Source organism: Polynucleobacter sp. QLW-P1DATA-2 (assembly GCF_001870365.1).
In the GTDB taxonomy this organism is placed as follows: Bacteria; Pseudomonadota; Gammaproteobacteria; order Burkholderiales; family Burkholderiaceae; genus Polynucleobacter.
On the sequence record NZ_LZMQ01000009.1, the window covers coordinates 15,688 to 27,881 of the forward strand.

The following is a 12,194-nucleotide window of genomic DNA, read 5'->3' on the forward strand; positions in this document are numbered from 1 at the left end:
GGTGCTGAGTGAAATAAAAAAGGACTTTGAAAAGTCCTTTTTTATTATTGCCATTAAAGAAGTAGAAATGATTAATTCAAATCTACTTGTAGCTTGGCATCTTTGACTAATTTAGCCCACTGGTTACGATCTTTAATGATGAATTTGCTAAAGGCTGCAGGGCTACCACCGCCATCCTCTGCGCCAACCTCAGCCAACTTCGCTTGAATTTCTGGCTTACGCAAAATCGTATTTACGTCAGCATTAATCTTGTCGACAATTTTTGGATCCAGCTTTGCAGGACCCATTAACCCATACCAGGCAGTAGCCTCAAAGCCCACATAGCCCAGCTGTTCAATGGTTGGAAGATTGGGATAAGCTGCTGAGCGCTTAGTGCGAGTCTGCGCCAGAGGAATCACTTTGCCACTTTGGATATGTGGTGTAGCCGCGCTCATAGTTTCAAAGGCATAGGTGATATGACCAGCCATCAGATCAACCAAGACAGGGCCACTCCCTTTGTAGGGTATGTGCAGAGCATCTGCTCCTGCCATGTGCATGAAGAGTTCATATGCTAAATGTTGTGTGCTGCCATTGCCGGCAGACCCAAAGCTCACCTTGCCCGGGTTTTGTTTCATATAGGCAACGAGGTCTTTTACATTTTTTGCAGGGGCATCCACATTGGCGATCAAGATATTGGGAGTAATGCCTAATAAAACAATCGGTGTGAAATCGGTGCTAGCGTTATAGGACATTTTTTGCCCAAGCGCTGGAATGATGGAGAGGGCGTTGACGTGCGCTAAGCCAAGGGTATATCCATCCGGGGGTGATTTGGCAACCAGATCAGCCGCAATGGTGCCTGCTGCACCGCCGCGATTATCAATGACAACCTGTTGGCCCCACATTTGTGAGAGGTTGATGGCAATGATGCGCGCGATGGCATCTGAACCACCACCAGGGGGAAAACCAACAAACAGTTTGACTGGTTTATCTGGCCACGATTTGGTTTGAGCAAAAGCGCCCGACGACAAAATGAGGGCGCTCAGTGATAAGGCTAAACAGGCAAACAAGCGACTACGGCCTGCGCTGTGCAAATTACTAAAAATCATTACTTGTCTCCGAGGAGGATTTTGAGATCCCTTAAGAGACCTACTTTAACTGAGAAAGATCTCTTGCAGATTGTTGAGATAGCGTAAACCCTGACCTGTAGCCATCAGTTTGCTGGGGTTTTCATCAAGCAAGCCTTTCTTGCAGGCTTCATCTAGTGACTTGCTAATCACGTGAAGAGGTAGGCCTGTCCGCTCACTAAACGTAGCGGTTTCTACACCATCGCTTAATCGCAAAGTATTGAGCATAAATTCAAAAGGGAGGTCCTTGGAGTCAATCTCGCGTGATTCAATCAAGGCGTTACCTTTACTTTCCATAGCGGCCATATAGGTCTCTGGATGACGTTCGCGAACTTGGCGGGTGATCTTATTTGGAAACGAAACTTTGCCATGGGCGCCAGCACCAATACCGATGTAATCACCAAAGCGCCAATAGTTTAGATTGTGTTTGCACTCCTGATCTTTCTGAGCATACGCAGAGACTTCATAACGTTTGTAACCGGCCTTGGTCAGCAGATCTAAATTCTGCTCAAAGATGGCATCAATCTCATCCTCACTGGGCAATTTGGGGGGAAAGCTGGCGAAGTAGGTATTCGGTTCAAGCGTAAGGTTGTACAAAGAAAGATGGGGTGTTTTAAATGACAGGGCAGTCTCTATATCTGCCTTTGCAGCCGCTAGACTTTGATTTGGCAGTCCATACATCAGATCTAAATTAACGGATGTGAAGTTGTCTATAGCAATCTGAATAGCGCGTTTGGCTTCTTCACCATTATGAATTCGCCCTAAGGCCTTGAGTTGCTCATCCTGAAAGCTTTGTACTCCGATCGATACGCGATTGATGCCGCATCGAGCAAAAGCGGAAAACTTATTTGCCTCAATCGATCCGGGATTGGCTTCCATGGTGATTTCCGCAGCAGGCTCTAGATTTACTCGAGCGCGAATGGCGGAGAGCAGTTCATCCATACCCTCGGGAGATAACAAGCTCGGAGTGCCACCACCAATAAAGATGGTGTGAACCGACCGACCCCAAACATTGGGAAGCTCTGTTTCTAGATCGGCGATTAATGCCTTGAGATAACGTTTTTCATCAAACCCATTTTTACCAATACCATCCTTAACTTGATGAGAGTTGAAATCACAGTAAGGACATTTCTTTTCGCACCAAGGAAAGTGAATATAGAGCGAGAGTGGGGGCAGTGCTGTTAAGGAAACAGCTTTAGCTGGCAATTTAGACACGAGACTTCAATTGGGTAATGAGCTCACGCAGTGCTTGTCCGCGATGACTAATTTCATTCTTCTTTGCGGGCTCTAACTCCGCGGCAGTAAGACCTAATTCAGGCAGAAGAAAGTGAGGGTCGTAGCCAAAACCATTGCTCCCTTTGGCTTGATCAACAAATTGACCATACCAGCGGGTTTGCACAATGAGGGGTTCTGGATCGTTAGTGCTACTTACAAATACCAAAGCACATACATAGTGAGCGCCACGATTATTTTTGTCCTTGAGATCTGCAATTAACTTACGATTGTTGGCTGCATCATTTGCAGGCACGCCTGCGTAGCGGGCCGATAAAACACCTGGGTGACCATTTAATGCATGTGCACAAATTCCGGAATCATCTGCTAATGCTGGCAGCCCACTTGCTGCACTGGCATGACGCGCCTTAGCAAGAGCGTTTTCAACAAAAGTATGGTGAGGCTCTTCTGCCGCCGGAATGCCCAACTCCCCTTGGGGAATCACTTGAAAATTCAAGGGCGCCAATAGCGCTTGAAACTCCCGAACCTTGCCAGCGTTATTAGAGGCGAGAACCAATTTTTGCATGTGATTTTGTGCTCTTACTTATTTCAATGCATCAATCTGTAATTGCGTGAGCTCTTGAATTCCCAGTTCAGCCAAATCAAGCAGAGCAGTCAACTCACTTCTGGAGAAGGCTGCACCTTCAGCAGTGCCTTGCACTTCAATCATGCCGCCTTTGCCTGTCATGACGACATTCATATCGGTATCGCAAGAGGAGTCCTCTGGGTAATCCAAATCCAGCACTGGGACGCCGTGATAGATGCCAACAGAGATGGCGGCAACACTATCAATGATGGGATCTTGTGAGAGTGCACCACTTTTCAGTAACTGATTGACAGCATCACGGGCTGCAACATAGGCGCCTGTTATAGAAGCAGTTCGTGTACCACCATCCGCTTGCAAGACATCACAATCTAAATGAATCGTGCGTTCACCCAAGATTTCTAAATTGAAGACGCTGCGCATTGCGCGGCCGATGAGACGCTGAATTTCTTGAGTGCGACCCGATTGCTTGCCGCGAGCGGCTTCACGATCACTGCGAGTATGTGTAGAGCGGGGCAGCATGCCGTATTCAGCGGTAACCCATCCCTCGCCAGAGCCACGCTTATGCGGCGGGACCTTATCGAGGATGCTGGCGGTACATAAAACCTTGGTATCTCCAAATGCGATTAAGACAGAACCTTCAGCATGTTTGGTAAAGCTTCTGGAAATCGTAACGGGGCGTAAGTCTTTTGGTTTGCGACCGCTTGGACGGGTGACGGTGCTTAAATTTGGGTTGCTCATGGATTTGTCCTAAAGGGCTATAAAGAATCTACAATGTCCCTATGATATCGAGCATGACTGGTTATGGCAGCGCATCTCGCCAAGTCTCCCTAGGGGCTGGCGTAGTTGCTGATCTGCAGGTGGAATGTAGGGCTGTTAATAGCCGCTTTCTGGATTTGGGCTTTCGTCTGCCAGATGAGTGCCGTGGGGCTGAGCCTGCTTTACGAGAAATGGCTACTCACGGCCTATCCCGTGGCAAGGTGGAGTTTCGGGCGGCATGGCGGGTCAATAGTGGTGCTGCTGGCGCTGCCAAGAGCAACCCACATGCCTTAGGGGCGATAAATAAAGATCGCCTTGATGCGCTTTACACCCTTCAAGAAAAAGCCCAAGAAGCCTTTCCAAAAGCGCAAGAGTTGAGTGTTGCTGAAGTGCTACGTTGGCCTGGAATTGTTTCTGAGCCCCGTGGCGAAGAAGAGGGTTGGATTGCCGCAACGGTAGAGGCGGGGCGTGCCGCCTTAGAGGCATTACTGACTAGTCGCCATGCAGAAGGCCAAGCCTTGGTTGGGGTATTGACCAATATTACGAAGAAGATGCGCGAGATTGTGAAGGTGATTGAACCCAAGGTCCCTGAATATGTTGCTCAGTATCAAGAGAAGCTCACCGAACGCTTATCTGAAGCCTTGGCGGCTCAAGAGCAAGCTAAAGCGGGCACAGAACTGATGGAGCGTATTCGCCAGGAAGTCGTTTTGTACGCGGTACGCATTGATGTGGCGGAAGAGTTCGCCCGTTTAAAAACCCATCTGCAGGCTGTTGATACCGCTTTGGCTGGTAAGGGCCCTGTGGGTAAGAGATTGGATTTCCTGATGCAAGAACTCAATCGCGAAGCCAATACCCTTAGCTCTAAATCGGTTTCTGAAGAATGTACCCAAGCAGCCCTTGAGCTTAAGCTTCTGATTGAGCAAATGCGTGAGCAAGTGCAAAACTTGGAATGATGATTCATTCATAATCCGTACAATTAACCCATGACTAGTCCAATTTCGACCCCTTCTTATCAAGGTAGCATGTTGATGATTGTGGCGCCATCCGGTGCTGGCAAATCCTCTTTAGTGAATGCGCTATTAAAAGAAGATGCTGGATTGACACTGTCTTTATCTACCACGACACGTTCACCAAGACCTGGTGAAATAAATGGCAGGGATTATCGTTTTGCCTCTAAAGAAGATTTTATTGCTGAAAGAGACCAAGGCCATTTCTTGGAGTGGGCAGAAGTGCATGGTCATTTTTATGGCACATCAAAACCATGGATTGAATCTCAAATGCAAGCAGGTAGTGATGTGATGCTCGAGATCGATTGGCAGGGTGCACAGCAAATTCGCAAACTCATTCCATCAGTACAGTGGATCTTTATTTTCCCACCTTCAATAGAAGCTTTAGAGGAACGTTTGCGCAAACGCGGGCAGGATGATGAAGCCACCATTCAGAGACGCTTGGCTGCTGCCCATATCGAATTGCAGCATGCCCACGAGGCTGATTTTATTGTGGTGAATGATTCCTTTGATCAGGCCCTAGTTGACCTAAAGCATATTTTGGCTTCCAGCCGCCTTCGCTCTGGACCCAGCATGGCCCGTAATCCAGCTCTTTTAAGGCGCCTTGGGGTGTAATCAGTTATCCTATAGGTATTGAAGCTAAATTAAGTGAGTCCAGCATGGCCCGTATTACTGTAGAAGATTGCCTGAAAACCATTCCAAATCGTTTTGAACTCGTGTTGGCTGCGACATATCGCGCACGTCAATTAGTTCAAGGTCACTCCCCACGTGTTGAGTCCAGAGATAAAGCTACGGTAGTTGCTTTGCGTGAAGTAGCTGCTGGTGTTACTGACCGTGACATGTTGACCAAAGTTCCTTTGTAATTTAGGAGTTCCGGTGTGGAGCTCCCTTTAGGAACAACCAAGACATCGGAATTAGTAGGAGGGGTCTCGCCCAATGAGGCCTCCTTTGGGGTAGCTCAACAAGATTTACTGGATACCCCATCAGATACATCTCTAGGTAGTCATTCTCAAAACGGCAAGAAGTCGATCATTGCGACTTTGTTGGCACAGTCGAGCCGTCATTTGTTTGGGCCAACCTCTGCGCCCACACTGCCTCTTAAGCATCAGGTGGTTTCGATTGAGGGCTTACTCTCAAAACTGACATACCTCAAGCCGGAAGAAATCATCCAAGTCAAAAAAGCCTTTCAGTTTTCTGATGCGGCTCACTTGGGTCAGTATCGTCACAGTGGCGAGCCTTACATCACCCATCCTGTAGCCGTTGCAGAACTCTGTGCTACCTGGCGCTTGGATGCTCCTTCTATCATGGCGGCACTATTGCATGATGTGATTGAAGATACGGGGTGTACTAAAGCAGATTTAGTAGAAAAGTTTGGCAATAAGGTGGCTGAGCTGGTTGAGGGCCTCACTAAGCTCGACAAGCTAGAGTTTCAGAGCCATGCAGAAGCTCAGGCTGAGAGTTTTCGCAAAATGTTTATGGCGATGGCGCGTGATGTCCGCGTGATCTTAGTAAAGCTCGCAGACCGTACGCACAATATGCGCACTTTGGATGCAGTTCCAATGGAAAAGCGTCGCAGGGTTGCTGCTGAAACCATCGAGATCTATGCACCTATTGCGCATCGCCTTGGCTTAAACATCATCTATCGAGATTTACAAGATCTGAGTTTCCGTTACTCAATGCCCATGCGTTTTCGGGTTATTGAAGGGGCCGTTAAGCGGGCGCGTGGCAACCGCAAGGAAATGGTTGAAAAGATTTTGCAGTCCGCTCGTATGGCCTTTGCGAAAGCGAATCTAGAGGTTGATCTTCGTGGTCGTGAAAAAACACTCTACAGCATCTACAACAAGATGCGTGCTAAACACGTCAGCTTTTCACAGGTCTTAGATGTGTATGCATTCCGTGTCACGGTTGGCAGCATTGATGAGTGCTATCGCTCATTGGGTATCTTGCATTCTCTTTTTAAGCCGATGCCCGGTAAGTTCAAAGATTACATTGCCATTCCTAAGCTCAACGGCTATCAATCCTTGCACACCACTTTATTAGGGCCATCTGGTGTACCGGTTGAGTTTCAGATTCGTACTACCGATATGCATGCTGTAGCAGAGGCTGGCGTTGCAGCGCACTGGGCCTATAAGGATGGCTCACCCGATATGAGTGAAGTGCAAAACCGCGCGCATCAATGGCTCCAGTCCTTGATTGATATTCAAGATAGTAGTGGCGACTCACAAGAATTCTTAGAGCACGTCAAGATTGACCTATTTCCAGATGCGGTTTATGTGTTCACGCCTAAGGGCCAAATTCGTGCGCTCCCAAGAGGCGCAACCGCCCTAGACTTTGCCTATTCGATTCATAGCGACCTAGGTAATACTTGTGTTGCCGTCAAGGTCAACGGTCTCCAGCTACCTCTTCGCAGTGAGCTCAAGAATGGCGACATTATTGAAGTTGTCACATCAGGAAATTCACAACCGAATCCTGGTTGGTTGGCATTTGTGCGTACCGGTAAAGCGCGCGCTTCGATTCGCCATTCATTAAAGACGAAGCATTATTCTGAATCTCTCCAATTGGGTGAAAGATTGCTTGCCAATGGTCTACGCCAACAAGGCGTCGATGCTGCACTACTGACTCCTGAAATTTGGGAAAAACTCATGCACTGGACGGGTGATAAGACCCGTGAAGAGGCGTGTGTCAATATCGCCCTAGGTCGTCGTTCACCCCAAGAGCTAGCCATTCGTCTCAAGATTTTGATCGATGATGAGGGCGGTGGCGAGCAGATGCGTCTTGGTGCTGCGGATTGGGTTGCGCCGAACCAGGAATCTCATCAGCATCAGCGTCAAGCTATTTTGGTGGATGGTCGTGAAGGCAATTCAATTCATTTTCAATCCTGCTGTCATCCGATACCAGGCGATGGCATTATTGGTTACCTTGGTAAAGGTGAGGGCCTGCAAGTTCACATCCACGACTGTCCAGTCGCTTTACGTATGCTCTCCAAAGATAGCGATAAGTGGGTTGAAGTCGAGTGGGCTAAAGAGCTCAATCGAGAATTTGAAGTTGACCTTGCAATCGATACACGTCAAGGCAAAGGTGTTTTGGCTCGAGTCGCTAGCAGCGTTACCTCTGCGGACTCTAACATTATGAATGTATCAATGGAAGATCGCTTTAAAGAAGACTCGGTCACCATTCGCTTTACGATTCAAGTCTATGACCGCCTGCACTTATCTAAAGTGATGCGGAGCTTACGAACCAATCCAGATGTCATGCGCGTGACTCGTACGCGCGCTGTTTAAACCAGCCTAGAGATACTGAACGTCTAGTATTTCGATTTTAGTAGGGCCAGTTGGTGTTTGAATAGTCACGCAATCGCCTAATCTTGCCTTAATCAAGGCCTTGGCAATCGGCGACACCCAACTCACGTGGTTTTTCTCTAAGTCGACTTCATCGACGCCCACAATGGTGATGGTGGTCTCTTTTCCTGCATCTTTACCCGCTACCGGGGAGTAGGACACCGTGGCCCCAAAAAAGATCTGCTCAGCGTCGGCATCACCTGTTTTTCTCGTTAAATTGTCCACAACAACGGCGAATTCAAGGCGTTTATTGAGGAAGCGAATCCGTCGATCAATCTCCCTGAGACGCTTTTTTCCGTAGATATAGTCCCCATTTTCCGACCGGTCACCATTGCTGGCCGCCCAGTGCACAACCTTTACAACCTCAGGCCGATCAAGGTTTAGAAGCTGTAGGAGCTCGGTTTTAATCCGCTCGTGACCAGCGGGAGTGATGTAGTTCTTCTCTTCCATGGCATAATTATGGCTGTTGCGGCTGTAGCTCAGCTGGATAGAGTACTTGGCTACGAACCAAGGGGTCGTGGGTTCAATTCCTGCCAGCCGCACCAACTTATGCAGGGCCTAGTTGAAAAACTGGGCCCTTTTTCTTTTTTAGCATTTCACAGAGGTTTCTTGTAGATACCTTATAGTCTCGATATGAGCGTTTCTGACACTATTTCCGCCGTTAATCCTGCTGCCAGTGCCCCAGTGGCAGTTTGGTCACTCATTGACGCCTCTAACGCCAAGGTCAGTTTGAATGGACAAGTGAATGTCTACACCTTAGGCGGAATCTGGACTCAGATTCGGAATGCGCAGGACGCTTGGTTAGCGCAAATTCCACAAGGCAAGATTCAATCTGCATCCCTCACGTTTGATGCATCACAAGTTTCTTCTTTGGATGGAGCAGGTATTGCATTTTTGATTGGCGTAGAAGAAGCGCAGCAAAAGGTGGGCGCGAAGTTTTCTTTGATAGGGTTGGATTCTCGTTATGAGCCGATGCTCCACGAATTTGATCCAATCACCAATTTATTTCCAACGCCAGCAGTTAAACCCAAAAGAAGTTTTGTGGTTAGTACCGGCATGGCTGCGCAGAACCTGATTGATGACACACGTGGACTGATTACATTTACAGGACACTTAGCGGCAGATTTATTTTGGTCCATTCGTCACATTAAACAAGTGCGTTGGGGCGATTTTGTTAATGCAGCTGTAGAGGCTGGTATCGCCGCTTTACCTATCGTAGGCCTCGTGGCATTTCTGATCGGTGTGATCTTGTCTTTCCAGGCGGCTATTGGCATGAAGCAGTTCGGGGCCACCACTTTCGTAGGCCCCTTAGCTGCGCTAGGGATCGTGCGTGAGATGGGACCTTTAATTACCGCAATCTTGCTCGCTGGTCGTTCATCTGCTGCTTTTGCTGCTGAAATTGGCACCATGACAGTCAATAACGAGGTTGATGCATTGGTAACGGGCGGTCTTAGTCCAATCCGTTTCTTAGTGGTTCCACGAGTGCTAGCTGGCATTTTGGTTGCGCCAATTCTGACGCTCTTTGCCGATATTGTGAGCATCATTGCTTCTATGTTCACAATGTTGATTTATGGCATCCCATTTATTAATTTTTATAACGGCATGCTCAATGCGGTGGACGTTGAAGATATTTGCTCAGGTCTTATTAAGGCTACCTTATTTGGTATTGTGATTTCCGCGATGGGTTGTCTACGTGGTATGCAAACCGGTACTGGTGCAGCAGCAGTTGGTATTTCTGCAACGCGCGCAGTAGTCAGTAGTATTGTGATGATCGTGCTAGTTGACGGTATCTTCGCTTTCATTTCTTATAAGACAGGTTTCTGATGAATACACCAGTGACCGCGCCAAGCACCCCATACGCAATCGAAGTTAAAGATCTGACTGTAGGTTATGGATCGAATATTTTGATGAAGGATCTGAACTTTACTGTTAATAACGGAGAAATCTTTGTTATTTTGGGTGGCTCAGGTTGCGGTAAGTCCAGTCTTCTCAAAAATATCTTTGGCCTTTATCAACCCTTATCAGGGGATGTGTTGATTGAGGGTCAAAACATCACTGCATCACAGGGTGCAGAGCGCCAGAAAATCATGACGAGCTTTGGAGTGATGTATCAGCAGGGCGCACTGTTTGGTTCTATGAACCTACTCGATAACGTGACCTTGTTCATGCAGGAGTACACCCAACTTACTCAGAGCCAGATGAATCTGCTGGCCCGCTGCAAGCTCGATCTAGTTGGCTTGTTGCCTTATGAAACTTATATGCCGAGCGATATCAGTGGCGGTATGCAAAAGCGTGCAGCGATTGCAAGGGCGATGGCACTGGATCCAAAGATTTTGTTCTTAGATGAGCCATCCGCCGGTCTCGACCCCATTACCTCAGCAGATTTGGATGAAACCATTTTGGATTTATCTAAAAATCTCGGCATTACCTTTGTAATTGTTTCGCATGAGTTGGCCAGTATTTATACGATTGCCGATAAGGTCATTATGTTAGATAAAACCGCTAAAGGGATCATTGCAGAAGGTGACCCTAAAGTATTACGTGACACCAGCCCCGATCCTCGGGTGCGTCAATTCTTTAATCGCATTACGACTAAGGACGCAGCATGAGTACTAACTCCAATCCTAATTATTTCCGCCTTGGCGCTTTTGTGCTTGCCGCAATCGGCGTCCTGATTGCGGTGATTTTGATCTTTGGTTCAGGCCAGCTATTCAAAAAATCCTTCATCATCGAAACCTATATTAAGCAATCGGTCACGGGATTAGATACGGGTGCTTCAGTCCGATTTAGAGGGGTCAAAATTGGTCAGGTGACCCAGATTGGCTTGTCGGGCGACATCTATGAACAAGACGTACCGTTTCAAGATCGCCGTCAGTATGTAGTGGTGCGGATGCAGATTATGGGTGAGACTGTGAACGAAGACCTGATTAAAGAATTTGTTAAGAACAATCTTCGCGCACAGGTGAAGTCGCAAGGTATTACAGGCGTGAACTATATTGAATTTAACTTTACCCCTGTCGCGCAAACCTATCCACCGTTACCCTATGAGTGGAAGTCAAGGTACCCCGTTATTCCTTCCTTGCCTAATCAAGCTGACCAAATTATTGAAGGTATCCAAAAGCTGATCGATGGCTTAAACCAAGTCAATATCGATGGGACGCAGAAAAAATTTGATGCACTGTTAACCAATCTCAATACGATGATGGCAGGCACCGGTAAGGATAATGATGGCCTGATTCAGTCTGTTAAACAGATGAATATCATCATGGAGCGCATTGCCAAAGTGACAGATAAAGATGAGCTCAATATATTAATGCGTGAGTTGGTTGGTTCAATGGTCGCTTTACGTCAAACCATTACTAGCATGCAGGGCGATACCCAATTTACGGTTGAAAACCTGAAGCAGACCGCAGAACAGTTAAATGAGTTCACACGAATTGCTAGCCAATCACCGTCTAGCTTGATTTGGGGTGAGGTGCCAGCAAAAATTACGCTGCCTATGAATGGTACTCAAGCTCAGTCAGGAGCGGCTAAATGATCAAATATGTTCTCGTATGTATTTTGGTAGCCGGTCTAGGTGCCTGCTCCTTACCAACTCGTGGTCCTGTGACGCCAACCAGCTGGGTCGTTGCTCCACAACGCACCGGAGCTCCACTAAAAGAGCGTTCCGATTTTTGGCTTAAGGTTGGCGCAGTGAGTGTTGCGTCACCCTATGATGGCAAGTCTTTGGTATATCGCCTCACAGATCAGCGTTACGAAAAGGATTTTTATAATATCTACTCAACGATTCCATCGGAGATGATCAGCAACTCTGAGCGTGAATGGTTCAATAAGGCCGGTATTTTTTCTGCAACAGTCGGTCAGAACACCAGCCTCTTTCCTTACTACACCCTACAAGCTACTGTGAATGAGTTTTACGGCGACTATCGCGTAAGGCCTGAAGCGGTTGTTAGTGTTGAGTTCTTTCTCACCGTTACCAATAGTGGAAAAAGCAATCCCTTGATTGGTGCAAATCGTTACACCAAACGCGTTGCTCTCAAAGACAATACACCTGAGGCGCTTGTGTTGGGTCAGCAGCAAGCGCTTGCTGAAATCTTGAAGCAATATGAAGAGCAGCTTTACAAATACGCTGGCAATTTACCAAAACCAATGGGGCAGTAAGTTGAACAAA

Annotated in this window: 13 protein-coding genes and 1 tRNA gene; 9 read left to right on the forward strand and 5 right to left on the reverse strand. The window is 47.4% G+C overall.

The genetic code is table 11. The features are described 5' to 3' along the window. Positions 1 to 71: 71 nt before the first annotated feature. Genes A9236_RS09855 through rph form a run of 4 tightly spaced genes read right to left on the reverse strand, consistent with a single transcriptional unit; the run spans position 72 to position 3,660 of the window. Positions 72 to 1,085: a tripartite tricarboxylate transporter substrate binding protein gene (locus A9236_RS09855; protein WP_083393508.1), complete on the reverse strand. Its 1,014-nt coding sequence runs from the start codon at positions 1,083 to 1,085 to the stop codon at positions 72 to 74. A gap of 45 nt (positions 1,086 to 1,130) precedes the next feature. Next, positions 1,131 to 2,318: a radical SAM family heme chaperone HemW gene (hemW, locus tag A9236_RS09860; protein ID WP_071465893.1), complete on the reverse strand. Its 1,188-nt coding sequence runs from the start codon at positions 2,316 to 2,318 to the stop codon at positions 1,131 to 1,133. Next, complete coding sequence (gene rdgB, locus A9236_RS09865) at positions 2,311 to 2,901, reverse strand: RdgB/HAM1 family non-canonical purine NTP pyrophosphatase (RefSeq protein ID WP_071465892.1); 591 nt, start codon at positions 2,899 to 2,901, stop codon at positions 2,311 to 2,313. Before rdgB ends, hemW begins: the two co-directional genes overlap by 8 nt. Positions 2,902 to 2,919: 18 nt before the next feature. Beyond that, positions 2,920 to 3,660, reverse strand: a complete 741-nt coding sequence (rph, locus tag A9236_RS09870) for a ribonuclease PH (protein WP_071465891.1) — start codon at positions 3,658 to 3,660, stop codon at positions 2,920 to 2,922. A 41-nt stretch (positions 3,661 to 3,701) separates the two neighbouring features. Here rph and A9236_RS09875 point away from each other — a divergent pair, with 41 nt between their 5' ends. From A9236_RS09875 to A9236_RS09890, 4 genes are read left to right on the forward strand one after another with little or no spacing between them, the layout of a single operon-like run. Further along, positions 3,702 to 4,631: a YicC/YloC family endoribonuclease gene (locus tag A9236_RS09875; protein WP_071465890.1), complete on the forward strand. Its 930-nt coding sequence runs from the start codon at positions 3,702 to 3,704 to the stop codon at positions 4,629 to 4,631. A gap of 30 nt (positions 4,632 to 4,661) precedes the next feature. Further along, positions 4,662 to 5,300, forward strand: coding sequence for a guanylate kinase (gene gmk / locus A9236_RS09880; RefSeq protein ID WP_071465889.1), 639 nt, complete (start codon positions 4,662 to 4,664; stop codon positions 5,298 to 5,300). A 44-nt stretch (positions 5,301 to 5,344) separates the two neighbouring features. Further along, positions 5,345 to 5,548 (forward strand): DNA-directed RNA polymerase subunit omega, encoded by a 204-nt coding sequence (gene rpoZ / locus A9236_RS09885; protein ID WP_011902918.1) that lies wholly within the window; start codon positions 5,345 to 5,347, stop codon positions 5,546 to 5,548. A gap of 15 nt (positions 5,549 to 5,563) precedes the next feature. Continuing rightward, the gene (locus A9236_RS09890; RefSeq protein ID WP_071465888.1) at positions 5,564 to 7,966 is read left to right on the forward strand and encodes a bifunctional (p)ppGpp synthetase/guanosine-3',5'-bis(diphosphate) 3'-pyrophosphohydrolase; all 2,403 of its coding nucleotides are present in this window, start codon (positions 5,564 to 5,566) and stop codon (positions 7,964 to 7,966) included. A 6-nt stretch (positions 7,967 to 7,972) separates the two neighbouring features. Here the strand turns inward: A9236_RS09890 and greB are convergent, their stop codons facing one another. Then, complete coding sequence (greB, locus tag A9236_RS09895) at positions 7,973 to 8,473, reverse strand: transcription elongation factor GreB (protein ID WP_071465887.1); 501 nt, start codon at positions 8,471 to 8,473, stop codon at positions 7,973 to 7,975. An 18-nt stretch (positions 8,474 to 8,491) separates the two neighbouring features. Here greB and A9236_RS09900 point away from each other — a divergent pair. The 5 genes from A9236_RS09900 (at position 8,492) to A9236_RS09920 (ending at position 12,184) form a co-directional block, all read left to right on the forward strand. Continuing rightward, positions 8,492 to 8,568 (forward strand) — tRNA-Arg (locus A9236_RS09900). A gap of 88 nt (positions 8,569 to 8,656) precedes the next feature. After that, a complete protein-coding gene (locus A9236_RS09905; RefSeq protein WP_083393507.1) occupies positions 8,657 to 9,847 on the forward strand; it encodes an ABC transporter permease in 1,191 nt (396 codons plus the stop codon). Then, positions 9,847 to 10,632, forward strand: a complete 786-nt coding sequence (locus tag A9236_RS09910; protein WP_071467869.1) for an ABC transporter ATP-binding protein — start codon at positions 9,847 to 9,849, stop codon at positions 10,630 to 10,632. Before A9236_RS09905 ends, A9236_RS09910 begins: the two co-directional genes overlap by 1 nt. After that, positions 10,629 to 11,561, forward strand: coding sequence for an MlaD family protein (locus A9236_RS09915; protein ID WP_071465885.1), 933 nt, complete (start codon positions 10,629 to 10,631; stop codon positions 11,559 to 11,561). Before A9236_RS09910 ends, A9236_RS09915 begins: the two co-directional genes overlap by 4 nt. Beyond that, on the forward strand, positions 11,558 to 12,184 hold the full coding sequence (locus A9236_RS09920) for a membrane integrity-associated transporter subunit PqiC (protein WP_071465884.1): 627 nt from the start codon (positions 11,558 to 11,560) through the stop codon (positions 12,182 to 12,184). The genes A9236_RS09915 and A9236_RS09920 overlap by 4 nt, the downstream gene beginning before the upstream one ends. Positions 12,185 to 12,194: the final 10 nt, after the last annotated feature.